The sequence below is a fragment of the Streptomyces sp. NPDC003032 genome (genome assembly GCF_053591415.1).
Window position 1 is genome coordinate 1 of sequence record NZ_JBSFTT010000039.1, and the last position, 26173, is coordinate 26173.

Annotated in this window: 20 protein-coding genes and 9 pseudogenes; 18 read left to right on the top strand and 11 right to left on the bottom strand. The window is 68.8% G+C overall.

What is annotated here, in order from left to right; translation table 11 throughout:
• Positions 1–139: 139 nt before the first annotated feature.
• Complete coding sequence (locus ACWDZ7_RS35500; RefSeq protein ID WP_451802839.1) at positions 140–415, bottom strand: DUF7713 domain-containing protein; 276 nt, start codon at positions 413–415, stop codon at positions 140–142.
• 147 nt (positions 416–562) lie between these two features.
• Between ACWDZ7_RS35500 and ACWDZ7_RS35505 the strand changes: the two genes are divergently transcribed.
• From ACWDZ7_RS35505 to ACWDZ7_RS35530, 6 genes and pseudogenes are all read left to right on the top strand, one after another.
• Positions 563–952: a hypothetical protein gene (locus ACWDZ7_RS35505; protein ID WP_451802841.1), complete on the top strand. Its 390-nt coding sequence runs from the start codon at positions 563–565 to the stop codon at positions 950–952.
• A 5-nt stretch (positions 953–957) separates the two neighbouring features.
• The gene (locus tag ACWDZ7_RS35510) at positions 958–1455 is read left to right on the top strand and encodes a peptidylprolyl isomerase (RefSeq protein ID WP_451802843.1); all 498 of its coding nucleotides are present in this window, start codon (positions 958–960) and stop codon (positions 1453–1455) included.
• Positions 1456–1753: 298 nt separating this feature from the next.
• Positions 1754–1962 (top strand): annotated as a pseudogene (locus ACWDZ7_RS35515) (IS5/IS1182 family transposase); the annotation flags it as partial.
• Positions 1963–2243: 281 nt separating this feature from the next.
• Positions 2244–2981: a VOC family protein gene (locus ACWDZ7_RS35520; protein ID WP_451802845.1), complete on the top strand. Its 738-nt coding sequence runs from the start codon at positions 2244–2246 to the stop codon at positions 2979–2981.
• 269 nt (positions 2982–3250) lie between these two features.
• Positions 3251–4003: a phosphotransferase family protein gene (locus ACWDZ7_RS35525; protein ID WP_451802846.1), complete on the top strand. Its 753-nt coding sequence runs from the start codon at positions 3251–3253 to the stop codon at positions 4001–4003.
• Positions 4004–4561: 558 nt separating this feature from the next.
• Positions 4562–4741: pseudogene (locus ACWDZ7_RS35530) on the top strand (hypothetical protein); the annotation flags it as partial.
• Positions 4742–4757: 16 nt separating this feature from the next.
• Here ACWDZ7_RS35530 and ACWDZ7_RS35535 read toward each other — a convergent pair.
• Positions 4758–5294: a hypothetical protein gene (locus ACWDZ7_RS35535; RefSeq protein WP_451802847.1), complete on the bottom strand. Its 537-nt coding sequence runs from the start codon at positions 5292–5294 to the stop codon at positions 4758–4760.
• Between the two features lie 151 nt (positions 5295–5445).
• On the opposite strand from ACWDZ7_RS35535, the gene ACWDZ7_RS35540 reads away from it, so the two are divergent.
• The gene (locus ACWDZ7_RS35540; protein WP_451802849.1) at positions 5446–6702 is read left to right on the top strand and encodes a sensor histidine kinase; all 1257 of its coding nucleotides are present in this window, start codon (positions 5446–5448) and stop codon (positions 6700–6702) included.
• Positions 6690–7337, top strand: a complete 648-nt coding sequence (locus ACWDZ7_RS35545) for a response regulator transcription factor (RefSeq protein ID WP_451802851.1) — start codon at positions 6690–6692, stop codon at positions 7335–7337. Before ACWDZ7_RS35540 ends, ACWDZ7_RS35545 begins: the two co-directional genes overlap by 13 nt.
• Positions 7338–7841: 504 nt before the next feature.
• On the opposite strand, the gene ACWDZ7_RS35550 is transcribed toward ACWDZ7_RS35545, so the two are convergent.
• On the bottom strand, positions 7842–10145 hold the full coding sequence (locus tag ACWDZ7_RS35550; protein ID WP_451802853.1) for a hypothetical protein: 2304 nt from the start codon (positions 10143–10145) through the stop codon (positions 7842–7844).
• A 629-nt stretch (positions 10146–10774) separates the two neighbouring features.
• Here ACWDZ7_RS35550 and ACWDZ7_RS35555 point away from each other — a divergent pair.
• Both ACWDZ7_RS35555 and ACWDZ7_RS35560 read left to right on the top strand, forming a co-directional pair.
• Positions 10775–11890, top strand: coding sequence for a hypothetical protein (locus ACWDZ7_RS35555; protein ID WP_451802854.1), 1116 nt, complete (start codon positions 10775–10777; stop codon positions 11888–11890).
• Positions 11891–11897: 7 nt separating this feature from the next.
• Positions 11898–12995 (top strand): glycosyltransferase, encoded by a 1098-nt coding sequence (locus ACWDZ7_RS35560; protein ID WP_451802856.1) that lies wholly within the window; start codon positions 11898–11900, stop codon positions 12993–12995.
• A gap of 452 nt (positions 12996–13447) precedes the next feature.
• On the opposite strand, the pseudogene ACWDZ7_RS35565 reads toward ACWDZ7_RS35560, so the two are convergent.
• Positions 13448–13595, bottom strand: a pseudogene (locus tag ACWDZ7_RS35565) (IS110 family transposase); the annotation flags it as partial.
• A gap of 162 nt (positions 13596–13757) precedes the next feature.
• Entirely contained in the window at positions 13758–14624 is an 867-nt protein-coding gene (locus tag ACWDZ7_RS35570) for an AraC family transcriptional regulator (protein ID WP_451802921.1), read from the bottom strand.
• Positions 14625–14743: 119 nt separating this feature from the next.
• Here ACWDZ7_RS35570 and ACWDZ7_RS35575 point away from each other — a divergent pair, with 119 nt between their 5' ends.
• The 3 genes and pseudogenes from ACWDZ7_RS35575 to ACWDZ7_RS35585 form a co-directional block, all read left to right on the top strand.
• On the top strand, positions 14744–15574 hold the full coding sequence (locus ACWDZ7_RS35575) for a phytanoyl-CoA dioxygenase family protein (RefSeq protein WP_451802857.1): 831 nt from the start codon (positions 14744–14746) through the stop codon (positions 15572–15574).
• 74 nt (positions 15575–15648) lie between these two features.
• Positions 15649–15816: pseudogene (locus ACWDZ7_RS35580) on the top strand (helix-turn-helix domain-containing protein); the annotation flags it as partial.
• A gap of 152 nt (positions 15817–15968) precedes the next feature.
• Positions 15969–16492: pseudogene (locus tag ACWDZ7_RS35585) on the top strand (ATP-binding protein); the annotation flags it as partial.
• Between the two features lie 232 nt (positions 16493–16724).
• Here ACWDZ7_RS35585 and ACWDZ7_RS35590 read toward each other — a convergent pair.
• Positions 16725–17030, bottom strand: a complete 306-nt coding sequence (locus tag ACWDZ7_RS35590; RefSeq protein ID WP_451802859.1) for a DUF1330 domain-containing protein — start codon at positions 17028–17030, stop codon at positions 16725–16727.
• Between the two features lie 197 nt (positions 17031–17227).
• Here ACWDZ7_RS35590 and ACWDZ7_RS35595 point away from each other — a divergent pair, with 197 nt between their 5' ends.
• From ACWDZ7_RS35595 to ACWDZ7_RS35605, 3 genes and pseudogenes are all read left to right on the top strand, one after another.
• The gene (locus tag ACWDZ7_RS35595) at positions 17228–18130 is read left to right on the top strand and encodes a LysR family transcriptional regulator (protein WP_451802861.1); all 903 of its coding nucleotides are present in this window, start codon (positions 17228–17230) and stop codon (positions 18128–18130) included.
• A 972-nt stretch (positions 18131–19102) separates the two neighbouring features.
• A pseudogene (locus ACWDZ7_RS35600) lies at positions 19103–19282 on the top strand (endo-1,4-beta-xylanase); the annotation flags it as partial.
• A 43-nt stretch (positions 19283–19325) separates the two neighbouring features.
• A pseudogene (locus ACWDZ7_RS35605) lies at positions 19326–19714 on the top strand (endo-1,4-beta-xylanase).
• Here ACWDZ7_RS35605 and ACWDZ7_RS35610 read toward each other — a convergent pair.
• The 4 genes and pseudogenes from ACWDZ7_RS35610 to ACWDZ7_RS35625 form a co-directional block, all read right to left on the bottom strand.
• Entirely contained in the window at positions 19690–20547 is an 858-nt protein-coding gene (locus tag ACWDZ7_RS35610; RefSeq protein ID WP_451802863.1) for a choice-of-anchor K domain-containing protein, read from the bottom strand. The pseudogene ACWDZ7_RS35605 and the gene ACWDZ7_RS35610 overlap by 25 nt on opposite strands.
• Positions 20548–20834: 287 nt before the next feature.
• Positions 20835–21401, bottom strand: coding sequence for a hypothetical protein (locus tag ACWDZ7_RS35615; RefSeq protein WP_451802865.1), 567 nt, complete (start codon positions 21399–21401; stop codon positions 20835–20837).
• A gap of 839 nt (positions 21402–22240) precedes the next feature.
• Positions 22241–22570 (bottom strand): annotated as a pseudogene (locus ACWDZ7_RS35620) (recombinase family protein); the annotation flags it as partial.
• Between the two features lie 6 nt (positions 22571–22576).
• Complete coding sequence (locus ACWDZ7_RS35625) at positions 22577–23374, bottom strand: GAF and ANTAR domain-containing protein (protein WP_451802867.1); 798 nt, start codon at positions 23372–23374, stop codon at positions 22577–22579.
• Between the two features lie 909 nt (positions 23375–24283).
• On the opposite strand from ACWDZ7_RS35625, the gene ACWDZ7_RS35630 reads away from it, so the two are divergent.
• A complete protein-coding gene (locus ACWDZ7_RS35630) occupies positions 24284–24511 on the top strand; it encodes a hypothetical protein (RefSeq protein WP_451802869.1) in 228 nt (75 codons plus the stop codon).
• A gap of 592 nt (positions 24512–25103) precedes the next feature.
• On the top strand, positions 25104–25748 hold the full coding sequence (locus ACWDZ7_RS35635; protein ID WP_451802871.1) for a gamma carbonic anhydrase family protein: 645 nt from the start codon (positions 25104–25106) through the stop codon (positions 25746–25748).
• Here the strand turns inward: ACWDZ7_RS35635 and ACWDZ7_RS35640 are convergent.
• Positions 25739–26159, bottom strand: a pseudogene (locus tag ACWDZ7_RS35640) (winged helix-turn-helix transcriptional regulator). The gene ACWDZ7_RS35635 and the pseudogene ACWDZ7_RS35640 sit on opposite strands and share 10 nt — an antisense overlap.
• Positions 26160–26173: the final 14 nt, after the last annotated feature.

A 26173-nucleotide genomic window follows, 5' to 3' on the forward strand; every position in this document is an offset into this window, starting at 1 on the left:
CTGCGGTCATCCAGCCGCTTACGCCCCCGCAACGACTCGGGCAGCAGCGGCCGGACGAACTCCCACTCAGCATCGGACAGTTCATGACGACGTATCACAACACCATGATCCACCAGCGGTGATCATTTGAAGACACTGCCTAGGGGCCGTCGATGGTCAGCCGGAACCGGGAGCTCTCGAACGAGGACAGCGCTTCGCCCAGTTCGTGCCACGACGGAGTGCGTCCGTCGACCACGACGCGGAACGGCGCTCCCTCGGGGGCCCAGATCAACCGGCCTGCGATTTCCTCGCCCGCCGGCCGCCAGCCCGCCCCCTGAGGGTACGGCTCCAGGCAGCGGCGGCCGATCTCCACGTCGGCCTCGGCCCGTACCCGCGTCGTCAGGTAATTCAGGTCGGCGTCATGGTCACCGAGCACCCGGAACCGACCCCTTCGTCGGCGGCCCCCCGTTCCTCGACCAGACGTACCGAGATCCCGGTGGGCGCCCGCCGCCGGGCCTCGACCGCGCTCCTGGCACTCAGGCTGACCCTGTGATCCGTCCATGGACGCGCCACCTTGTGCCCCTTGTCTTCCGCCGGTAACTGGCGGATCACCGCGGCGACCCCGGACGCCTCCTCAGAGCCCGTCACCGCCACCCAACGTGCGGTCCGTGCCCTCATCGCCTGCTGGGACCTGATCGCCCAGGAGCAGATCGGCAAGCCGATCACCGACACCAGCGAAGTGTGCCTGGGTCCATCGGTGCGCAGACCGTCGAAAGAGGACATCGACTGGTCGACGTACTCGTGGCTGACGAGCGGCGTACTGCCCGCGACGGCGTTCCCGCACGACGGGCGACACCGCCATCGACTCGACCACAAACTGAGCATATCGGGGCATCTTTCCTGGTCAAATGGGTCACATCAGGCTCTGCGGGGTGTCCGGTCGACGGGTGGGGGCAAGGCAATGACAGGATGAGGGCCATGACAATCCAGGCTTATTTCGACATCACCATCGGCGGCAAGCCCGCAGGCCGCATCACGTTCAACCTCTTCGACGACGTCGTGCCGAAGACCGTGGAGAACTTCCGGGCGCTCGCCACCGGCGAGAAGGGCTTCGGTTACGCCGGTTCGAAGTTCCACCGCGTCATCCCGGACTTCATGCTCCAGGGTGGTGACTTCACCGCCGGCAACGGCACTGGCGGCAAGAGCATCTACGGCACGAAGTTCCCCGACGAGAACTTCCAGCTCAAGCACACCAAGCCGGGCCTGCTCTCGATGGCCAACGCCGGCCCCGACTCGAACGGCTCGCAGTTCTTCATCACCACGGTCGTCACGAGCTGGCTCGACGGCAAGCACGTCGTCTTCGGTGAGGTCGCGGACGACGAGAGCATGGCCCTCGTCAAGAAGATCGAGAGCTTCGGCTCGCAGTCGGGCGCCACCAAGGCCGAGATCGCCATCTCCGCCTCCGGCACCCTCTAGCACCTGGCATGAGCCCCCGCCTCCGCCTCACGGCGGAATACGCGAGATCGTTGCAACACTGCTGGTCAGTCGGCTAGGTCCAGTAGCCTAGCGAGGCGCTCGGCTGGGAAATCCCAGCCGAGCGTTTTGCGTGGGCGGCTTGAGTTCGGCGGCCAGGGCGGCCAGAGCCTCGGGGCTGCGAGCCGTGGGGATCTTCCGCGACTGAGTGCGGCTCAAGGGCGCTTCGAACCACCGCCATCCCTTGTCACCTGCTCCGTCGACGAGCTGTCCTCCGCACTGGGCATCCACCGCGTCGCGGCCGCGCAGTGTATTGGTCCTTCCGGGACAGTTGACGTGCTGGCGGCGCCCGGCCGAGTGGACCGAGGCTGGCGTTTGGCCCCGGCTTCAGGAAATGTTCTTGTCCAAGCTGCGGCACGCGGATGCCCTGTACCGATGCCATGGGGAATTCCCCTCGCCGTCACCTTGTCCGGCGGCAATCGCAACGACGTCACCCAGCTCATTCCACTGCCCGGGACAGCCGCGCTCGCCGGCGAACTGGATGAACGCGGACGGACCGATACCCATCTCTGCCCGACCGTGGCCTGTGCGGGCCGAGTCGGCCGGTCAGGGGCGCGGGGCTTGAGCAGCATCCGATTGCGTTCGGCTCCGTGCCGCTGGCCGGTCGGATGCGGGCGGCGTGGCCGGGTCTCGCCTTCGTTCACATGGACTCGCGCAGTCTCGACGAGGGCAACCCTGGTCAGTACCAGGGCGAGCACATGTCTGATCGCGGCAGCTTCTAATATCTGCGCATGGCGACAAGACTCGTGCAGATCAATATGAAGGCCCAGGACGACTCCGTGCTCGGCCGGTTCTGGGCGGAGGCACTTGGTTGGGGTGTCGACAGCGAGGGACCCGGTGTGACCAACCTCGAACCCGTGGGTTTCGCCTACCCCGACCCCGCGGCCGTCTGCATCGACATCATCACGCGCCCGGAAGCCAAAACCGTGAAGAACCGGGTGCACGTTGATCTGGCCACCACCTCGACCGCCCATCAGGCGCTTCTGGTCGCGCGTTTGAAGGATCTCGGCGCGACGCTCGCCGACGTGGGGCAGGGCGACGTCCCCTGGACGGTCATGGCCGACCCGGAGGGCAACGAGTTCTGCGTCCTGGAGCCCCGCCCGGTCTACCAGGACACCGGGCCGATCGCCGCGGTGGTGGTCGACTGCACCGACCCACGAGGGATGGCCCGGTTCTGGGGCCAGGCGATGGACTGGACGCTGCACGAGGTCACCGACGACCACGCGACCATGCGTTCCGCCCAAGGTGTCGGTCCCTACCTGGAGTTCCTCCGCACCCCCGACACCAAGACCGTGTGGAACCGCGTCCACCTCGACGTCTGCCCCTACCCCGGTGAGGACCTGGAAGCAGAAGAAGCCCGACTGCGTGCCTTGGGCGCCACCGACCCTGGTATCGACCAGTCCGCAATCTCCTGGACGGTCCTGGCCGACCCGGAAGGCAACGAGTTCTGCCTCCTGTCTCCTCGCTGACCTTGAGCAGCGGCTCCGGCCGGTTTCGGCCCAGCGGCGAAGACCGCACGAGCCTCATCAAGATGAACTCCCTCGGAGCGATGTCGCCCATAGCTGTCCCTTCATCGGCGAGTACGGGGAGATCGTCGCTACAAAAGTGGTGGGCTTTGAGCTGGTGGGAGGTCGGTGCCATGCATGAGGCCGCGAGATAGGGGGGACGCGGTCAGCCGCGTAATCGCACGTGAGAAACCCGGCGACGTCGGCGATCATCCACGGGATACTGGACGCCCATGGATGAGGTCGAAGTCGTCGTCGCCCATTCCGAGCGCGTGACCCTGCGCGTCGGCGACGTGTTCCTGAAGGTGGACGCCGATCAGGCGCGCATCGACGTCGAGGTCGAGACGATGTCCCTCGCACCGGTCCCGACCCCGGAGATCCTGTGGCGCAAGCCGCCCGTGCTCGCGATCGCCGCACTCCCGGGGACGACGCTCGGGCGCCTCGGCGGGCCGTCGACCGGGGCGCCGGCTGCGTGGGCCGCGGTGGGCGCCGCCATCCGGAAGCTGCACGACGCGCCGCTGCCGCCCCGGCCCGGCCGGGCAGGCCGGAGCATCGTCGCGCTGGCGGCGGAACTCGACGACGAGTGCGAGTCGCTCGTGACGAACGGCCTCCTGCCCGCCGACCTGGTCACCCGCAACCGCCAGGTCGCCGAGGCCGCTCTCCGGCCGTGGACTCCGGCGTTCACGCACGGCGACCTGCAGATCGCGCACGTCTTCGTCGACGGCGACGAGGTCACGGGCATCATCGACTGGTCCGAGGCGGGCCAGGGTGACGCCCTGTACGACCTCGCCACCTTCACGCTCGGACACGAGGAGCACCTCGACGACGTCATCACCGGCTACGGCACCGACATCGACATCGACATCGACGTAATCCACGCGTGGTGGTCGTTGCGAAGCCTGCTGGCGGTTCGCTGGCTGGTCGAGCACGGCTTCGACGCGTTCGCGCCGGGTTGCGAGGTCGACGTGCTGAGATCCCGCATGTGAGGCGTGGATGTCGTCGCGGATCTCCCAGCGGATGCGCGGGCGGCGGAACCAATGCAGCAGCGCGATCGCTCCTTCCCGGATGCCGTGCGCCTCGGCGATCAGGTGATGCCGCAACGAGAACTGGCACACCGCCACTCCCGGAAGTCCATAAGCCGCGCCGTAGCGCCCGCCCGGGGGCGATGCCGCGCAGCCCCATGCGTGCGATGTGCGCGGAGTGCCGCCATGCCCGGATTGCGGTTCGCGGTGATCGTTACCGCTCTCCCCGGCACACGTTCCGCGGCGACGGGTCACGCGATCCGGTGCACATCGGGGACCGCAACAAGGTCTGTGGAAGGGTGAGCCACCTCCTGGAGCTGCGTGGTGTATGCCTTGGACGATCCGGAGCCGCGCGGTCGGCCGCGCGACGCCCTTGGAGACGGACAGGTTCACGGTGACGGTGCGCCGCGACGAGTACGGGACCTCTCTGGAGGTCCACCCCAGAACGGCCGGTCTCCCTGGATCGTGCCCAGATGAAAACAGATCAAGCAAGAGCTGGGCTGGGCCGACCCTGGGGACCACAAGAAGGGCGCCATCCACCAGGCTTACCGGGTCGCCCAACTCCGCGCCGAGGGGCACGAGATCCGTGACGAGGACGTGGCCCGGCTGTTCCCACTCGAGCACCGCACCCTCAACGTCCTGGGCCGCTACAGCTTCACCGCCTCCGTCCCGCGCGACGGGTTGCGGCCGCCGCGCCTGCCGTGCTCGGCGGCCGTACCTACAACCTGGGCTGCGGCTGTCGTTGAGCGCGGGTGGTGGAGGCCCTGCACCTGCTTTCCGTCACGGGGCAGCTGCACCTGGATGCGGAGCCCGACCGAGCGACGGCCGCGGCGCGCAGTGCGGAGCCACGGATGATGAACGCGACTTGGATGATGGGCAGCATGCAGACGACCTGCATCACCGCGTACCACGGCGGGCACACACCCGGGATCAGGTCGACACCGATGATCGCGATCGGCATGATCACGGCGAGGGCACTCACGCGCTCGAAGGCCCGTCGGGATCCCCGGGAAGCGGAGACGGTCATCCGGTAGATCAGCACAGCGGCTACAGGCAACAGGACGGCCCGGACCCACATGAACGTGTTCACCATGTGACCGCTGCTCGACACCACGATGACCGCCAGGAGGGCGACGGCACTGAGTGCGCCGTAAACCTTGATGCTTCTCTTCGCCGTGTCGAAGGCTCGTCGGGTATGGGGATGGTCGTGGTGGGCGGCCGAGGGCAGGGTGCGGATGTGGATGTTGGATTCCATGCTCACCGACGCTACGAAGCGCTCGGTCGACGCGGTATCCGTCTGGACGCACGGGTGGGTGGGGATAGCCCTACTCCCCGGCTGACCAGGGCGGTAGCGGGCTCCACACGGTGCACAGTGGAAGCACCGAACGGAAAGCGAAGGAAGAAACATGAGACAGCTGGGTTCGTGGCCGACGCGCGCCGGCGTGGGGTTCGTACGGGCGTGCGTCGTGGCGGCCATCAGCATGCTGGTCCCGGCCTTGTGGGCAGCCGCCGTGGCGCTGGGGATCTGGTGGGGGGCGGGAAACCCGTGGTCGTGGGTCGCGCCGATCGTGTTGGTGTGCGGGGGCACGCTCCTCCTGTCCCGCCCGGTCTGCCGGATGGTCCGCTTCCTCGTCGCGAAGTGGACGGCCACCGTCATCCCCGCCGGATACCGGGAGGCCGGGCCGGTGACGCGGATGTCCACCGGGTACTGGTGGAACGGCTTCAGTTACGAGCGCAGCCGCCGCGACGCCCTCTTGGATCAAAAGTGGCGCGTCCGGTGGAGGGATCCCGCCAACTGGCGCGATCTGAGGTTCACGGCGATCGCGCCGCTCACCGCGGGCGTGGTCGCGTCCCTCCCGCCGGCCGGGGTGGCCGTGGCGGTCCTCGGGCTCGGCCGGCCGGAGTCCGCCGCTCGCGTCGTCGGGGCGCTGGGCCTGGTGGTGGCCCTCGCTGGTGCCCCGTATGCCTGGCGGTGTGTCGAGCCAGTGGCCGTCCGCTTCCTACGCCCGTCACCCGCTATGGCGTTGGCGGACCGGGTGGACGAACTGACCGCCCAGCGCGCGGACGCGACGGTCGCTCAGGCCGCCGAGATCCGCCGGATCGAGCGGGACCTGCACGACGGGGCGCAGGCCCGCCTGGTCGGGCTCGGGCTCTCTTTGGCGACTGCGGAGAAGTTGATGGAAACCGACCCTGACCAGGCCAAGAAGGTGATGAGGGAAGCGCGGGCCGGTGCCACCGCTTCACTGACCGAGCTGCGCGAACTGGTCCAGGGAATCAACCCTGCCGTGCTGAACGACCGCGGGCTCGTCGATGCCGTCCGCGCTCTTGCCCTGGACAGCCCGCTCGAAGCGGCTGTCAGCGCCGACCTTCGGCTCCGCCTGGACCCGCCGATCGAGTCCGCCCTGTACTTCGCCATCGCCGAACTGCTGACCAACGCTGTCAAGCACGCCCGTGCGACACGAGGCCGGATCTCCATCACCCATGACGACACCGGCATCGTCATCGATGTCGAAGACGACGGCCGCGGCGGAGCCGGCGTGCGAGCCGACGGCGGACTTGCGGGGCTGCGTCGCCGGCTCGCGGTCTTCGACGGCACCCTGGAGATCACCAGCCCGGCAGGGGGCCCGACCCGGGTGAGGATGATGGTGCCATGCGAATCGTAGTAGCCGAAGACCTCTACCTCCTGCGTGACGGAATGGTCCGCCTCATCGAGGCGTGCGGGCACCAGGTGGTGGCGACGGCGGCCACCGGACCCGAGACGCTCGAGGCACTGCTGACGTGGCGGCCGGACGTCGCCGTCATCGACGTCCGGATGCCGCCGACCCAGTCGGATGAGGGCCTGCGCGCTGCTCTTGCCGCCCGCAGTGAACTGCCCGGACTGCCGGTCCTCATCCTTTCCCAGTACGTCGAGCAGCTGTACGCCCGCGAACTCCTGGCCGACGGCGCCGGTGGCATCGGCTATTTCCTCAAAGAGAGCGTCTTCGACGCCGATCAGTTCATCGATGCCCTGGAACGCGTCGCCGGTGGCGGGACCGCCATGGACCCAGCCGTCATCGCCAAGTTGCTGTCCAGCGGGTCCTCGAACCGGCGACTCGAACAGCTCACCGAACGCGAACACTCCGTGCTCGGCCTCATGGCCGAAGGATTGTCCAATCAGGCCATCGGCCAGCGGCTCTTCCTCAGCGAAAGCGCCATCAGCAAATACACGACCTCCATGTTCGGCAAACTCGGCATCACCGATGACGACACCAACAACCGCCGCGTCCTCGCCGTCCTCACCTACCTGAACAACCCCTGACGCCCCTCGGCTCCACCGCAGTCGGCGTTTCATCAGTGGTCCCCGTTTCGACACCGGACGCTGACGGCATCGCCGCAGGCCGGTTCGTTCTTTCACGGGCTGAAGGCCGCCGCGGAACTGCGGGACGCCGAGATCGAGCTGGAGTTCCTGACCGGCCCCCTCGCCGGAAGCACGACCCGGCCGGCCACGGTGCCGTCCTCGAAGGCCAGGAGACCGCCCGCACGCTGATGATCCGCACCGGCAAGAAACGCGGGCAGTACCCTGCCCCGGCCACCGCCGCGTGTCACCTCCCCCTCTCGGTGCCCTGGCCGGATACCGGTAAAGCTGCCGGGACAGTAGGGGGACGGCTGCCCGCGGCAGTTGCCGCGGGCAGCCGCAGTCCTTGGACGAGTGCCATAGCGTCATGGTCGCTGGTTAAGGGCCCGGGTCAGCTCCCGGTCGGCTGCCCGCGCGGCCTTCAACTCGTCGGCCGACGCGGGCATCGCGCAAACCGCCCGGAGGCGGCTAGCGGTCCTCGACGGTGAGCGTGGCGAGGCCCGAGGCGATCGCGGGGCTGCCGAGTTCGAGACCGACCCGTACGGTGCCCGGCTCGGCGCCCTCGTCGACCTCCATCTCCGGGTAGAGGACGGCCCACTTGCCGCGGGCGAGGTCGAACGCCACCTCGCGGCAGGTCAGCGTGCGGTTGCCGTTGGAGCGCTCGGCCGGGCTGACGATCTCCCGGCTCTCGCCCTCCCGGGAAATCGCCAACTGGTCCTGGGTGAAGCGCAGGCCCTCGGGGGCGGTGAGCACCAGCCGCTGGGTGCCGATCGTGCGGGTGCCGGTGTTGGTGATGGTGAACACCGCCGGGTACACCCACTGCTGTCCCGGCCGTACGGTGGCGTTCTCCGGGCGGGACTGGACCACGCGGGCGGACAGGCCGGTGCTCGACCCGATGACCCTGCCCACGAGCTGGATCGGCGCGTGCCGGCCGACGCTGGCCGAACCGTCGCTCTTGAGCCCGGCCGTCGCGTCCTGGGTGGCGCGCATCGGGAGCGTGTAGACCAGGCTGCCGGTGTCGCTCGCGGTGGTGTTCAGATGCGGGTTGCCGCGAATGACCAGCGTGCGGCCGGAGTCGTACACCTCGTGGTCGAGGGCTCCGGAGACCACTCCCTCCACCGTGCCGTGGTAGGCGAAGACGGGCTGGCCGGTGAAGACGAAGCCGGTGGGCGCGGTGTAGCGCTGGATGATCACGCCGGGGTTGACCGGCTGCCCGGTGGGCGCGAGGAAGCGCAGATTGCAGCGGCTGGTCTGGCCGGGGGCGCTCTCGGGCACGACCTCCTGGAAGACCGTCAGCGCGGTCTCGTCGGCGATCGGCGCGGGCACGGTGACCGTGATCGGCAGCGTGAAGGTGTTGTCCTTGAGGTTGAGGTCGCCGCCGTACTGGATCTCCAGTGTCGCCTCGTAGGTCCCCGGCTGCGTGGACGCGGGCGCCACCACCCGGAAGACGCCGTCCAGGGAGGCGCCGAAGGGGGCCAGTTGGGCGCCGGCGAAGGTGCGGGCGAGCCGCCGCTCCCCGGCGTCCGGACCGACGGCGCCGACCAGCTCGTACGGCAGGTTCAGCACCACGGTGACGAGGTCGCCGTCGACCATGGCGGGGCCCCGGCTGCGGACCTGGGCGCCGAGGTCGAACTCCTGTCCGCGTGGCACCGAGGCGGGCGCCACGACCTTGCCGTACAGGTCGGCCACGGGAGGTGTCGGAGGCACCACGGTGGCCACGCCGTAGACCCGGCGGACGCGATGGTTGTAGCCATCCGCGATGAACAGGCTGCCGGAGCGGTCCACCGCGACCCCGTGAGGGTGGTACAGGTGCGTGCCCACCGCGGGTCCGCCGTCCGCGACATAGCCGGCGGTGCCGGTGCCCGCGACGGTCGTGACGGTGCCGTTCGTGCTGACCTTGCGGACGCGGTGGTTGTTGGTGTCCCCGATGTAGAGGTTGCCCGCGGAGTCCAGGGCCACGCCGATCGGGTAGTGGAGCGAGGTGGCGACCGCGGGGCCGCCGTCGGCGACGTAGCCGGCGTTGCCGTTTCCGGCGACGGTGGTGATGTTGCCGTTGGGGGTCACCTTGCGGACCCGGTGGTTGTAGCGGTCCGCGATGTAGAGAGTGCCCGCGCCGTCCACGGCCACGCCGTACGGATAGTAGAGCTTGGTGGCCACGGCGGGGCCGCCGTCGGAGACGTACCCGGCCTGGCCCGTGCCCGCGACGGTGGTGATGGTGCCTCGGGTGTCGACCTTGCGGATGCGGTGGTTGTTGGTGTCGCCGATGAAGAGGTTGCCCGCCTCGTCGACCGTCACCGACCAGGGGTAGTTGAGCGGGGTGGCGACGGCCGGTCCCCCGTCGGAGACGAAACCGGCGTTGCCGTTTCCGGCCACGGTCGTGATGTTGCCGTCGGCGGTCACCTTGCGGATGCGGTGGTTGTGCCGGTCGGCGATGTAGAGGTTGCCGGCGCCGTCCACCGCCACATCGGTGGGGTAGTGGAGACGGGTGGCCACGGCGGGCCCGCCGTCGGAGACGAAGCCGGCGTCGCCGTTCCCGGCCACAGTGGTGATGGCACCCTCGGGGGTGATCCTGCGGACCCGGTGGTTGTGGGTGTCGGCGATGTAGACGTTGCCGGAGCGGTCACCCGCCACGCCGTAGGGGTAGTGCAGCTTGGTGCCGACCGCCGGTCCGCCGTCGGCGACGAAGCCCGCCTGGCCGTTGCCCGCTGCGGTGATGATCGTGCCGTCCGGGAACGACGCCGCCTGGGTGGTGGCTTTGCTGTTCGTGGTCATCGCTGATGTTCTCCTGTCCGCACGGGGAATGCCGCCGCACGCGGCACACCGCCTCGGTCGGAAGTAATTGAAGTGTGCGCGAATTCGTGATGCTTCGGCAGCCGGACCCATGCGAAGCGCATGCCTGGTCGCGGAGAGACGCAATTGCCGATCCGGCGGGCACGAGCGAGCCTACCCATGCCGGACGGCGAGAATTACCTCTCTCTTCGGACAATACGCGGTGCGCGACGGGCGGCTGGAAATCGACCCGTCACCACCCAGCACGGCCCGTACGGGAGCGGGTTTCCGGGGGTCTTGACACCCGTCCGGTGTTACGGAAAATCGACACAACAACCCTTTTCCCAGCGGCCCGATCTCCACCCTCGCGCCGACTCGGCACACAGCGCGGAAGGCCTGACTTGCGTGTTCGCGGTAATCCGAGGTAGACCGCTGCTGGGCAGCCAAACCGATATGGCCTGGCCCGTGGGGTGTTGACGATGCCTCACCGCCCGTATTCCATGGCAGGGACCACCGGTTGACTGATTCAGATATTAATCAATTCCTGGGAGCGGGCGGCCCGTCACGGCGCCATGAGCCCATACGTCCGGCGCGGGCCGATGAACACGGATCACCGACGAACGAGGACGGTCATGAATCTCATCAAGAACGGCAGCTTCTCCGAGTACACCTTCAAGGAGGGGAGCGACTGGCAGACCGGGAACCACGGCATCAAGGCGGCCGGCCGCTTCAACGGTGATCAATTCCTCGGCCTGGGCGGCTGGACCTGTGGCGTGTACACCGGCCACGGGAAGGTGGAGCACCCCGCCGAGGCCCAGGACGCCGTCGACCTGATCAACGGCGCCGCCGACGGGCACTTCCCGGACGACGCGCAGCACCCCTTCGCCAGTACCGAGAACGTCATCGACATCAACGGGCCCGGCACGCTCGGCTTCATCGAGCAGACCGTCCAGGCCACCGGCGGCCAGGCGTACGAGCTGTCCTTCTACCACGGCTACAACCTCTGGCCCGGACACGGCATCGAGCGGCCCACGTATCTGCGGGTCGAGGTCGAGACCGACGGCCGCACCCTGCTGCGCGAGGACTGCATCCAGTACTACTCCGGCAAGGGCGGCACCGCCTCCCACAGCGACGAGCGCGTCAACGACCCCGCCTGGCACAAGCGGCGGCTCGCCTTCCGGGTGCCGGAGGGACACCAGCACGTGACCGTGCGCTTCGCCAACCCCGGACGGTCCGGGCTCCACCCCGACCTGGGGGCCGACTCCGACGGCCACAGCGGCATGCTGCTCGCCCACGTCCGGCTGGAGGGCTCCGGCGGCGGCAGCTCCCTGCTCACCGTCGAGCAGCGCAAGCCCGACCAGGCGACCGTCACCCAGGGACAGATCTGGCAGTACCCCGCGGTGCTCGCCCTCACCAACCGCGGCAGCCGCCGCATCGGCACGCACCCGGCCGTCTTCACCGCCCCCGAGGGCCTCTACTTCCTGGAGGAGCGCCTCGTCATGACCCGCCAGGACGACGACCCGGAGGAGACCGTGGTGCCGGCCGTCCTCAGCAACGGCAACCGCACGCTGACCTGCGAGGCGCTCCCGCTGGAACTCGCCCCCGGCAAGTGGGCGTCCGTCTACCCGGCGATGGGCGTGGACCACGACGCCCCCACGGGACCGGTGACCGTGGCCGTTGAGATCGGCGCCCCCGTCTTCGCCACCGGGCACGCCACGGTCACGATCCGGCCGCACACCGGCGCCTGATCGAACGATGCGACGCACCAGGCTCTTCATCGGCCGCCGCTCCCACGGAACGCGCCGGCCCCGGATGGTGGCCCTGATCCCCGCGCACAACGAGGCCGAGCGCATCGCCGCGTCCATCGCGGCGCTGCGCCGGCAGCGGCGCGCCCCGGACCGGATCGTCGTGGTCGCCGACAACTGCACCGACGCGACCGCCGACATCGCCCGCCGGGCCGGCGCGGAGGTCATCGCCTCCGAGGGCAACCGGCACAAGAAAGCCGGCGCGCTCAACCAAGCCCTCGGCCGGGCCCTGCCCGGGCTCGCCGACGAAGACCTGGTGCTCGTCCAGGACGCCGACACCACGCTGTGGCCGACCTTCCTCGCCAGCGCCATCGACGCTATGGACCCCACGGTCGGCGCGGTCGGCGGAATCTTCTACGGGGAGGGCGGTGGCGGTCTCCTGGGCGCGCTCCAGCGTATCGAATTCCACCGCTACGCCCGCGCGATAGCGCGGCGCGACTATCGCGCGGACGTGCTCACGGGCACGGCCACGCTCTTCCGGGTGGCCACGCTGCGAGAGATCGAACGGGCCAGGCGCGCCGGGCGCCTCGGCGGCGGCACGTCCTATTACTCCCTCGCCTCGCTCACCGAGGACGACGAGATCACCAAGGCGGTGCGGACGCTCGGATATCGCACGGTCTCGCCGCCGGGCTGCGGCGTGGTCACCGAAATCATGACGACGTTGCCGAAACTCTGGCACCAGCGGCTGCGCTGGCAGCGCGGAGCGCTGGAGAATTTACGCGACTACGGCTGGACCCGGGTCACGGCCCCCTATATCGTCCGTCAGGCGTTCATGGGCCTCTCGGTAATTTTCCTCAGCCTCTATCTGGTCTTCACCGCGTGGATGCTCGTCCGGGGAAGGCCCCAATTCTCGCGCTTCTGGCTCGCGATCGGCCTGATATTCGTCGCGGAGAAGGTCGTGACGGCACGGGGTGCGGGGTGGCGGGGCCAACTGCTCGCGGGCACGCTCGCCATTGAACTCGCCTACGACATGTTCCAGCACGCCGTGTATGTGCGGTCCCTGTGGGACATGGCCAGGCGCCGCGAAGAGCGTTGGTGTGCGACGTGAATTCCCTCTTGCCGACCGGGCCGGGGCCGGGGCGGTCGGGCGGTGGTCCGTCTTCGGAGCGAGTGAAAGGAGATCCGTGTACGGAGGAATGCCGGTGGCCGGCGTGCTCGGGGTCGGCGGGGCGTCGGCGCTCGCGACGCGCAGGGACGGGTTCCAGGCGCTTGCCACGGTGGTGGCCGCGACGACGTTGCTCATGGCCGGGGTGTCCGTGACGAAGCTGGTGCCGCGACGCGGGGCTTCGCCGTACGTGGTGGGGTCTCCGGGCTTGCCGCGCCGACGGCGTGTTTCTCCCCGGCCCGGAATGGCGACGCGCCCTCCGGGCGGGCTTGCGCGGCGCCCACGTCATGGGTTGCCTGTGCCGTGAGCGGCGCTGCGTTTGCCGTTCCCGCGCCTTCGGCGAGGGAGGATCTCTGCAAAATGGGTCTTCACCCCGGGGGTTCTGCACTGGCAGGCAGCGGAGGCGGGATCGTTCAGAGCCGCGAACGCGGACAGGAACCTCGCGTGTTTGCCCTGCCGGTTTCCGCCCCCGGGTGCGGGTTCACCGTGGACCGAGCTCCCGGAGGACCGCGTGGCCGGGGCGGGACCGGCATAGGCCCCCACACCATCCGGGTCCCGGCCCACGGTCGCCGACGGCACCAGGACCCGATGTGCGCTGTACTTGGCGGAGCTGAGCGTGCTGGTTGGTGAGCCGGGCGGCCGTCCGCCTGCTCGCCGGGACCAGCACGCCGCCCCCGGCGAGCAGGGCCAGGGAGGATTCCAGAATCAATAGAACTCCCGTTCCACCGGCAGCCACAGCTCGGCATCGGCCTCGCTGCCGTCCGCCGACATCCGCGTACGAAGGATTTCCGGCCCGGGGCGGCTCCGGTACGGGTTCGACGGGAACCACTCCGTGAACACATCCCGCCACAGCGCCTGGATCGCCTCCGGCACCGACCCCGAGGTTGTGAAGACGGCCCATGTCCCGGCCGGCACGGGCAGCGTGGCCATGCCGTCCGGCGCGGACGCCGAGGTGACGACGCCGTGGTAGTAGTCGAGGTCGGTGCCCTCCGCCCGGCTGGGATCGAGGTCGTCGCAGACCGCGAGGATGCCGTGCGGCTCCTGGTCGGACAGCTTCTCCAGCAGCTCCCTTGCCTGGTCGCCGATCCCGCGGACGAAATCGATGATCGCCCGGTTCGGCCCCGAGTGCACGAGCGGCACCCGATCCTTCGCCCCGACGACGCTGAATTCCGGCTTGTGCACGACGCGGTAGCGCATGCTGCTGCCCCCGTCGACGATGAGGCGGAAGGTCATGCGGGGCTGGGAGCTGAGCGCCGCGCCGGTGCGCCGCGCCTCGCCGGGCCCGACGCCGTGCACCGCGCGGAACGCCCGCGCGAATGCCTCTCCCGAGCCGTATCCGTACCGCACCGCGATCTCCAGCAGCGTCCGCTCACCGGCCAGCACCTCCGCGCCCGCGACGGTCAGCCGCCGACGCCTGATGTACTCCGACAGCGGCATCCCCGCGAGCGCCGAGAACATCCGCCGCAGGTGGTACTCCGAGGTGACAGCGACCCGCGCCAGCTCACCTACGTCGACGGAGCTGTCGAGCTGCCCCTCGATGCGCTCCATGGCCTGATTGAGCCGCTCCAGCACGCTCGCCTCCAAGATCCCGACCATCAATTCAACCAGGCGCGGCCCCGCACGCCACACCCGAGAAAAGCGGTGCGGCAAGTGTCGGGTAGCCGGGACGGGCAGCGCCGCACGATGGAGGCATGGACGACACGACCTTGGTATCCCGCTTCCTCCGCGACGGCTTCGTCAAGCTGGAGGGCGCCGTCGCGCCCCGCGTGGCCGCAAGCTGCACGCGGCTGCTGTGGCGGGAGACGGGCTGCGACCCGGACGAGCCGGAGACGTGGACGCAGCCCGTGCACTGGGTCGGCGGCATGGCACAGGGGCCGTTCGCCGCCGCACCCAACTCCCCTGCCCTGCACCGGGCGTACGACCTGCTGGTCGGCGCCGGGCGCTGGGAGCCACGCTACTCGCTCGGCACTTTCCCGCTGCGCTTCCCGCACGAGGAGGAGCCCGACGACGCGGGCTGGCACATCGAGGGCAGCTATGCGGTGGAGGGCGAAACCTGGCCCTTCACCAATCTCCGCTCACGCGGCCGGGCCCTGCTGATGCTATTTCTGTTCAGCGAGGTGAGGGAAGAGGACGCCCCGACTCGAATCCGGGTCGGCTCCCACCTCGACGTGCCGAAGGTGCTGGAGCCGTACGGGGAGGAGGGCGCGAACGGCCTGGCCATCGCGCCAGACCTCGTAGCGGCATCCGCCCACCGGCCGCTCGCCCTCGCCACCGGTTCCCCGGGTGACGTCTTCCTGTGCCATCCGTTCCTGATGCACGCGGCACAGCCGCACCACGGGGCGCGGCCGCGCTTCATGGCACAGCCGCCGCTGATGCCAGCCGCGCCGTACGAACTGGAGCGGGCCGACGGCGTGTACTCACCCGTGGAGATCGCGATTCGCCGGGGCCTGGGACAGGCCACCTCCGGTCCCGACGGGGAGGAGGCCGGTCCCGCCAACCACATGCTCGGCTCCGCCAAATAGAGTGCTCATCCGCCACTACTGAGGTTTTCGGGTTGGGGTGACAGTGATCTCGGTGATGGGTGCAGTCCGGTGGCATGCGGTACCCCGATGGGGGCGGCTTGACCGCGAAGCAGCGGAACCAAAGGGAGCAGGTGCGGTCCGAGGCCGACGGGTTGTTCGCGCAAGGAGTGCCTCCAGCACAGGTCGCCCGGCGGCTGCGGGTCTCGCGGAAGTCCGCGTATGCCTGGCACGCCAGCTGGCGTGGTTGCAGCGGTGACTTCGGGAGTCGTTTCGCGGTGACTCGCGCCCATCTACTGGGGCTGTCGCAGCGGTCCTTGCAGCGGACGCACAACGTGTCCTTGCGTGACACCCGACCTCTCGCCACCGCCTCGATCGACCAGGCATACCGACTGCTGCGGCTGCCCTCCACACACTGGCCACCTGCGACTGGGTCAAGAAGGGCGAGCCGCTCTGCCTGATCGGCGACTCCGGCACCGGCAAGTCCCACCTGCTGATCGCGCTGGGCACCGAGGCCGCCATGCTCGGCTACCGCGTCCGCTACGTGCTGGCCACGAAGATGGTCAACGAACTGGTCGAGGCCGCCGACGAGAAGCAGCTGTCGAAGACCATCACCCGCTACGGGCGAGTCGATCTCCCCTGTATTGACGAGCTCGGCTACCTGGAACTCGACCGGCGGGGAGCCGAAGCCGAGTTGCTGTTCCAGGTGCTGACGGAGCGGGAAGAGAAGAACAGCGTCGCGATGGCTTCCAACGAGTCATTTTTCCCAGATGGGTGGACGAAGACGTTCACGGATCCGCGGCTCTGCGCGGCCATCGTCGACCGGCTGACCTTCAACGGCGCGATCATCCAGACTGGGGCACCGAGTCGTACCGGCTCGCCCACACGAAGGCGGTGGCCGAGCGCGCCGAAGCCAGCTGACCGGCCGCCACGCGGGAGACCCTCCCGACAGCGACCCGAACTCAGCCTTCTCGCTATGGGCTGGCAAGTTGTGCGGGATCTCTCCGGAGACGGCCTGTCGGGCAGACCCGGGTGGTCTGCCCGACGGTGTTCAGTGTGTGACACACTGCCCGACCTTTCGGGTGAGGGTGGCGCCTGTGGTGTGGCTAGGGCGGCCGGCTTACGGATGCTCAGCGATGGCTGGGCCCGCCGGTCAGTCGATGCCGTCGATGATGCGGAAGTCGCGCTCGACGCCGTCGGGGAGAGCCACCAGCGCCTTCTGGTATGCCTCGCTCTCGTATGCCGCGACGGCCTGTTCAAAGCTGTCGAACTCGATCAGAACGACGCGTTGCGTGATTCCGGCCTCGTGGGCGACGACTCGACCGCCACGGGACGGGATCCGGGACAGGGTGCGCCCGCCCCCAGCCTGGACAGCCGGACCGGCCAGCTTGTCGTAGGCAGTCAGCCCCTCAGGGTCGGAAACGGCGGGGTAGACACTGACCCAGTAGCCCTTAGCCATGGAAACCTCCTGTGTTGGGGCGGACACGTCCGACTTCGAATTGACACTCGGATCGATCGATCCCGGCGACGGGTACTGCAGTCAGTTGAGACGTCTGAATCGTCATATGCGCAGGTTAGGGCTTGATGTGCGGTCGAGGGAAAGACCGGTACGGGATAGACTCAGAACGGATCGTTATCAATCGGCAGGGAGGGCACGTGGCGCCGGATACGGTGAGCCTGCGGTACTTCCTGGTGCTGGCGCAGGAGTTGAACTTCACCCGCGCGGCCGCACGGATCGGTATCGCACAGCCCGCACTCAGCGCCCGGATGCGCCGATTGGAGGCGGAACTCGGTACGGCCCTGCTGGTCCGCAACACGCGTAGCGTCGTATTGACCACGGCCGGTGCGGCTTTGGCGGAGTCCGCGCCGCCCGCGCTGGCGGCGCTGGACCGGGCATGGGACACCGCCCGGAGCGCGGCGGCCGGTGAACTGGGCACACTGCTCATCGGATACAGCCTCAGCGCCGGGGCCGAGACGGCACCGGCCCTGGTGGACAGGCTGCTTCGCGGCAACAGCGGACTCGAGGTCGGCGCGGTCCCGATGGCGACACCAGAGATCTCCCCCGCGGTCGCCGACGGCCGCATCGATGCCGGGATCACCCGCGGTGAACAGCCGGGCCGTGGCGTGCGCCGGTTCCTGCTGCGGCGTGCGCGCGTCGGGGTCCAGCTGGCGCAGCACCATCCGCTGGCCGAACACCAGGAGATCGAGATCGCCGACGCGGCCGCGTATCCGCTGCGACTCCCGGACCGTGCGGCCAACCCAGTGATCCACGATCAGCTGTCCGCACTTTTCCGAGACACCCGACCACACCCCCGATTCCACACGCCCGCAGTCTCTTTCGACATGTCTCAGCGCGACCTGCGCGACGGGGTCACCCTCGCCCCGGCCGGAGAAGCCGCGGCCACGGCACAACCGGCCGGTCTCACCTGGCGACCGCTGCGAGGCGCGCCCAGCCTGACGATCCACCTGGTCCTCCCACTCGAGCAGTCGCCGCTACACCGCCGCGTCCGTGCCGTCGCCAAAACCCTGGCGCACGAGCTGCACTGGCTGCCGGACTGACACGCAAGAGGTCAAGCGAGACGGATGCCTGCCGTGGCGAGGCCGAAGACCTTGCGCCCGGCGGACTTTGAGTCGTACACCGCGGCGACGTCCTCGCCCAGCCCGAGATCTCGGCGGATACCGCGCCTTCGCCGACGCCGCACCGGACAAGCACGGGTAACCGGCGGGAACGCCCGCCGTCAACGGCGTCCATGACGTCGGTCAATGCTTAAGGCCAACCACTGTTCCATTGCTCTGCCCCCACCCATCCGCCACCACTCTCTCTCCGTCCATCGCATCGACGCGAGAATTTCGCATCAGATGCGACTCCAGACAGTCCCAGGCCAACCTCCAGGATGGGGGTCGCCTATTCGCATCCGATGCAATTGGCGTCGGTAGGATCCAGGCGTTCATCCGGCATGCCGGTGCGATGCCGTGGCAGTGGGCGCCGCAGCAGGTCGACGAGTGGCGGCCGATCTGCGGTCCGTGCACGGCTGCGTCCGCTCCACCCTGCGCACCTACCAAGACCAGCAAGGCAGTTCTGCGACTTCCTGACCAACCCGGCCTGCGGCTGGAGCGACGAGTGCCTGCGGCACTTCGGTACTCACCCAGTCCAGGTGGGCTACGACTGAAACGCCGCGGGAGGTGCTGCGCGTTCGCGGCAAGGACCGAAAGGGCTGCCGGCCTTCCGGGACACCGCCTTGTTCAAGGTCGCGTACGCGTACGGTCTGCGACGCAACGGGACCCGAATGCTGGTCTCACCGACTTCGGACGCAATCCGGAGGGCCGGGAGGTGCGGCCTGGGATGCGGCATTCGACCGGCCGGGCCCTCTGGCCGTCTGAGCGAGGCCCGCGGGTCGGGGTCCAGCGGCTGGACTCCCGCTCCGCTGCCTACCGGGACGCCGTCGGTCTGGACCCCGCGCTGGAGTTTCACTCGCTACGCAGGTCCCACATCACCCACCTGATCGAGGACGGTCACGATCCGCTGTTCTCGGCCCTGGCTACATCGCCGACGCCCTGCGCTGGGTCCGCGCCGCCGACCCAAACGTCAAGTTCTATCTCAACGACTACAACGTCGAGGCCACGGGCGCGAAGTCGGACGCGTACTACATCCTCATGAAGCAGCTCAAGGCAGCCGGCGCGCCCCTCGACGGCTTCGGCATGCAGGCTCACTTGGTGCTTGCGGTACGGACTCCCGTACCAGCTGCGGCAGAACGTGCTGCGGTTCGCCGACCTCGGCGTCGATGTCGCCATCACCGAGCTCGACATCCGCATGATCCTGCCCTCCGACGCGACGGAGCTGGCCCAGCAGGCCGACCGGTACGGCCGGGTGACCAGCGCTTGCTCGCCGTGCGCTGCTGTGGCGGCATCACGGTGTGGGGCTACTCCGACCGCTACTCATGGATCCCATCCGTCTTCCCCGGCGAGGGCACGGCCCTGCCCTGGGACGAGAACCTCCGGCACAAGCCCGCCTACGCAGCCATCCGCAACGCGCTCACGGCGACCACGTCGTGGGCGCGTTGCGGATCAGTCGCCGTAGACCACCTTGTGCCGACGGCCGCGTCGGGAGGAGGGCTGGGTCAGGGGGTGGCGGCGGAGCCGTAGGCATACTCGGATACGAGGGTGCCGTCGGTGTCGCGGAGTCTGGCTGCGTCGCCGCGGTCGTTCCATATGGGACGCCCGCTGCCGTACGTGTAGCCGCCCCATGCGGCGTGGACCTGGTTGGTGTAGACGCGGATGCGCTGGCCGGGCAGGAGGACGGTGCCGGCCGGGAAGGTGAAGTCCTGTCCCGCGTCGTCGGCGCCCAGGACCCAGCCGGAGACATCGGCGGGCGCGGTGCCCCTGTTGACGACCTCTACGTACTCGTCGGCCTGGGTGCGTTTGACCTCGCCCTTGGAGCGGACGGTGGTGATGTGCACGTCCGGCCGTCCGGTGCGGGCCAGCACGGCAACCAGGTCGGCGCTGTTGGCGGCGTTCTCGGGGCTGATGAACCTGGTGACGATCTGGCCGCCCTGTTTGAAACCGGTGATCACGACGGCGTACTCGGTGTTGTCGATGGTCACGGTCTCCGGGGAGACCCGGGTGGGCAGGTCGACGATGTCCTCGGGGTTGGGCCCGACGTTGGGTGTCTCGTTGTGCTGAAAGCGGAAGCTGAAGTCGTGCGGCACTTGGTCCTCGAACACGACGCGGGCCGCGAGGTCGACCTCGAACTGGTTCTGCGGCATCCCCTGGATCGGGAAGTTCTGGTGGGTGAAGGTGCCCAGCGTGAATTCCGTGCCGTCCAGCAGGACATCCACCGTCGCGCCGGCGAACAGATAGCCACTCTTGCCCCCGCCTGCGGGCACTCCCCACTTGACGTTGTCGGAGGTGAGACCTTCGAGGTTGGGCGGGTTGATGCTGATGGCGGTCCAGGTGCCAGACGTGTCGACCTTGGACATGCGTCCATCCCCTCTCCGTGATCAACCATTACCCGGCCGCTCGACCGGGTGGGGTGAAGGTAGTCCCCGGAGTTCGCCCTAGGAAGGTAAATACATGCCTTGCAGTCTCAGTTGGGATAAATGGCTGGTTATGCAGGCATAGGTTATTCGCCACGTCACGGGGTGCTCCATCTTGCATGGCATGGCATGGCATGGCAGGACAGGGAGAGGTCCTGCGCCTCGCGGCTTCGGTCGGGAACGGCGTACAAGAGGGGCCGGGCCACGGGAAGTGTTCCCGTGGCCCGGCCTCATGACGTGGCCGCTGGGCCTGTCATGGATGTGGAAGACCGCGTCACGGGGCGAGCCGGTACGCGCTCGTGGTCTTCTCGGTCACGGTGTTGCCCGACGTGTCCTTCAGGTACACGCGGCATGAGACGGCCTTGGCCGTCGCCGGGTGCTTCGCACTCGCCGTGCGCGCACCTCTGCTGTCGGCCGTTACGGGCGCCGACTTCCATGTGCTGCCCCCGTCGTAGGAAACCTTGACGGTCAGGGTGGCGATCCTGCCGGTGGGCCGCCGCACCGGCCACCTTCAGCGGCACCTTGAGCGTGCTGCCTGCCGGGGCCGTGCCGTTCAGCGCCAGTTTCGGCGCGACGCGGACGGTGGACAGCGGCAGTGCGGTGGGCTCCTCGTCGGGCGTGGCCTCCATGGTCAGGCGGTAGGAGGCGGAGGCGGCCGGGAGTTCGGCGTTGACCGCGCCGGGGCCGCCCTCGGCGAGGATGCGGCCGCCCGACTCCAGCCGGGTGAAGCCGCCGTTCGTCACGGAGCTGCCCGTGTGCCCCGCGCCGTCACTGAAGAGCTGGACGTACGCGTCCATGGCGTTGCCCGCGCGGCGCGCGCCCTGCCCGTGATCGGCATCGAGGTCGGGGCCGACGACGCCGGGTGAGGGTGACCGGCTTGGTGCCGAGGTTGGCGTAGGTGACGGTCTTGGTGACCGGCTTGTCGTCGGTGTGCGGCCAGGCCTGCGCGCCGAAGGCGACCGTGCCCGGCTCGGGGACGACGGACGCGGTGACGGCGCGCGTCAGGTCGACGCGGCCCGCCCCCTGCTGATGGGTGTTGAGCGTGGGGCTGAACTTGGCGGAACCGGTCAGCGCGGCCTTGAGCTGCGGGCCGGTCCACTTCGGGTACTGCTGGAGGAGCAGGGCGGCGGAACCAGACGGTGGCCCTCACCGACAGGCGAGGGCCACCCTCGCGTACACCCTCCCCGCCCGGGGCTTTGGGCATCCGTGTCTCAACCACAGGTTCGCGATCCGGCAGCCGGGGGGTGCCTCCGGCATCCTCGGCATATAGGAAATAGCGCCGAGATTCATCATTCATCACGGTCAGCCACCACACATCTCGTGGCTGGGTGCGGAAGGTCCTGCGCCGTTGACGGAGAGGGCCGTAGGCCGATGCCTCTCGTTGCCCGCGAAGAACATCGTGCCCACGCTGCCGGGCGGCGGCGACGGCATCGCCGCCGACGGCCTGGCAGGCCGGCAGAGTGAGGGCCGGACGCAGATATTTGGGCTCGGCTGAGGGGCCAAGTAGAGAACCAGCGTCGTTCCACCAGCCGAAGTGCAGCCCAGCCTGATGCCGGATAGCCGTGCTGTCGCGCGGTAAGTCGGTCATGTGGCCCTCGCTCTCACTTGTGGGCCGCAATACGTCCGCCTCGGCGTCCAGACCCTCATTGGTGCCCTGAACAATGAGTTCGCGAATGAACTGCGCAAGGGCCGCGAAGACATGGAAGACCAGGCGTCCCCAAGGCGTCGTCGTGTCGAGCGTCTCGTGCAGCGAGGCGAAACCGACGCCACGCATGCGCAGGCCGGACACATGCGGGACGAAGGCGCCGGCGGGTTGGGAAATGTCAGCCGTCGGCGCCGCCCCACCTGACGTTTGACGAGCCTGTTGCGCGGTGCTGCCCGCCGGAGGGGTCCACGTGCAGCACCGCGCAACGTGCCGCCATCGGTACCCGCCCAAGGCGGTGCGGGCCGTGGCCCGCCAGGCCATAGCTTCTCACTCGCCGCAGATCGCGGCGTCCGGGCAACGCTGCCGGTCAGTGACGCGGGCCCCCTGGGCCGGGATGAGGGTCTGCTGGACGGTCTTGCGCAGACCAGCGTCCAGCTCCGTCGGCGGTGTGCCGCTCACGAGCTGGATGAGAGTCTCGGCGATGTCGCGGAGTTTGGTGTTGGTGTTCTGGGACAGCCGCTTGAGGATGCCCCAGGCGGTGTCGGCTTCGCAGCGGTGGACCAGCATCAGCGCACCGATGGCCTGGTCGATGACGGCGTGTGATTCCATGGCTGTCTTGAGCTGGTTCTCCTGGCTGCGGCGTAGCTCGTGTTCCAGGCGCACGGTACGGATTCCCGACAACCGCAGCTCCAGCTCGTCGGCCACCACGGCGGCCAGATCCTGCAGAGTGACCCTCTGGTCGGCGGTGAGTTCGCCTGGGGAGGTGTCCAGGACGTTGACGGTGCCCAGGCGGTAGCCGTCGTGGGTGATGATCGGCGCGGCCGCATAGAACCGCAACCCCAGCTCTCCCCGCACCAATGGGTTGGTGACCGCCTGCGCGTTCTTCAGCGTGTCGGGCAGCACGTACGGCTCGTCCTGCAAAATCGCCGACGCGCACAGGCCCGGGTCCCGGCCGATGTGGGTCTGGCTCACGCCCTCCAGGCCCTGGGCTGCTTTGAACCAGATCCGGTCCTCATCCACGATCGTCACCGTGGCCATCGACACGCCCACGCACCGCGCGGCCAGCGCCGCCACACGGTCAAACGCCCCATCCGGCGGCGTATCGAGAATGTCATAGCGCCGCACAGCGGACAGCCGCCGCTGCTCATCGCCCGCGACAGCCCGAACCTCACCCGGGCCACCCGTGCCCTCACTCATGAACCCGCCTTCTCCGACCCGACGCCACTGGGTATTCGCACACGGGCCCAAGAATCGCACGTCCTCGCCGTGGCGCAACCGACGGTACGGCCCCCGACAGCACCCGCGCAAAAGCCGGTCGCACCAGCTTCCTCGCCCACGAACTTGGCAGGGTTGCGGCCGGAGTGGCGCGAGATGGACCGTCTGAGAGGTGGAAGCGGCTCCCCGAGGTGGCTGCGAAGCGCTCGTTGCGTCCGCAACATGGTGGGACTCAGCCTCTGCTGGAGCTGCCATCATCTTCCCCCGCTTCGTGCGCTGCCGGTATGGAGCACCTCCAGTACGTCGATCGCAGCGGCACCCATCCCAGCGTGAACTGGATGGGCGTCGCCCATCGCCCATCGCCTGATGAACGAGTTCCCGCTGGCGGACGCCCCGCCGGTCCGGGGCTCGCGCAGCGAGATGGCCGTCCTGCGCATTGCGACGAGACGGAGGCCGGTCCCGTCGAGGGCCTTGGCGATCTCCTCGGCGATCTTCTTGCCGCCCTGGCGGTTGTAGGCCCTTCGATTCGGGCCGCGGGGGTGAAACGGTCGGCTCCGACAACGCGTCCTCCTGGCATAACCGATCATGATCTGCACCGCATCACGTGCGTGCTCCGGGGCACCTCGGAGGTATGCGTGTGGTGACGCTCAGTGTGTGGGGGATCCGAGGTGACTGGCCGGCCCGGCGGGAGGTGCCGGCCGATGGGCTTACGCGGCTGCGGCCGGATCTTGTCGCCCTGCAAGAAACGGTGGTGACTGACCACCAGTCCTCCATCAGGCCGTTGTCCGGCGTATAGGTCACCGGTGCCGGCTGGCCGGGGTGAGCCTCACCCAAGGCGTCGCGGAAGCACGTGCTGATGCCCTCGAGGGATTGCAGCCCGCGCCAGAAGCGCATGCTGGCCGCGTCCGGGTCGGCGTCCATGTCGCCAGCCAGCACCATGTGCGGTTCGGGCCGCTGAGCCAGGAATCGGACGGCGACCACAGCCTGCAGTTCCCGCTCGCGCTCGTGGTCGATCTGGAAATCCGGGAAGTGATTGACCAGCAGTAGCGGTGCGAACGGCGGCGGCGCCTCAATTCGGACCACCAGCGCGGTGCAGGCGAAGTCGCCAGACCCGCGAGGCGCGTAGGCGTCACGATGGCAGCCTCCGGCGGCAGCCCTAGCCGTGAACCGGCTGCCCTTCCGGCGTGGCCGCCTGGATGAGCCGCTGCATGAAGGTGAGTTCGTCTGCGGTGAACTCTCCGACTCGCTCATGGCCGTTCGGGCAGAGCAGGGGGGCCGGGTCGTTCCAGCGGCCAGTGGCAGCAGGTCGCGGTCGGCCCCGCACTCCGGGCAGCCGATCGCGCGGACCGTCGGCGGTGGCGGCTCCGACTCCTATGTCGCGTCCATGGCCAGCTCGCCGTACTGGCGCTCCAACTCCAACCTCCGCGAGTTCGAGAATTCTGAGTGGTGCTCGGGGCGAACCGACGGTCCCCCACGGGAACTTGACCCGGACAGTGCGGGCCAGCACCCGAGGCAACCGGCCGGGGAAGGACCATCAGATTTGGGGATTCTCGGTGCTGAACCGAAGCGCCCATGCAGCTGGACGACGGGCTCCGGCTTCTGCACACCGGTGCGATCGCCTACGGTCTTACCTGGTGGAATGACGCGCGTAAACGGCCCCGGCTACGGCATGATCGCGGACATGTTGATCGATCACGAGGGCTGTTCGCCGACCGTGCATCCCACGGCCTATATCGCGCCGACCGCGACATTGAGCGGAGACGTGCGGGTGGGAGCAGGGTGCCGGGTGCTGTTCGGCGCCGTGCTCACCGCCGAAGGCGGCCCGGTGGAACTGGGCGAGGGCTGCATCGTGATGGAGAACGCGGTCCTGCGCGGAACACGCCGCGATCCGCTGAGCCTGGGGCGGCAGGTCCTGGTCGGCCCCACCTCGTACCTGACCGGATGCTCGGTGGAGGACGAGGTATTCCTGGCAACGGGAAGCCGGGTGTTCAACGGTGCGCACATCGGGACGCGTTCGGAGGTACGCATCAACGGCATCGTGCACCTGCGCACGGTGCTGCCCGCCGACTCGATGGTGCCGATCGGCTGGGTAGCCGTGGGCGACCCGGCGCGGATCCTTCCGCCCCAGGATCACGAGGCGATCTGGGCTGTGCAGAAGGAACTGGATTTCCCTGGCTACGTCTTCGGCCTGGACCGGCCGGCTGACGGCGAAAGCCTGATGCCGGGCATATCGGAGCGCTTCGGTCGTGCCCTTGGCCGCCATCGGAACGACCGTCAGATCTGAGCCCGCCCCCGTGGCGGCCTCGAACTCCGCTCCTCTCGCCGAACTGTCGCGCCAACGTCGCCGGAGACCTTTTCTTCCCCGATCCGCCGCATGCGTTCGATGCCCCATTTTCCCAAAGAGGCCAGGGCCGCGTTGAGCGAGACGCCGTGCTCCGTCAAGGAGTACTCGACCTTCGGCGGCACCTCGCGGTACACCTCACGATGCACCAGCCCATCTTCTTCCATCGCCCGCAGATGTTGAATCAACATCTCCTCGCTGACACCAGGCAGACCGCGGCGAAGCTTCGGCGAACCGGCGGGTCCTGTGATGGTGCAGCTCCCAGAGGGTGAGCGCCTTCCACTTCCCGGCGATTACGTCCCTCGTCGCGTCGATGGCACGGAAATAGGGACCACGTCGCGCTGCAGTTGTTATCCGCCCTCCAAGGG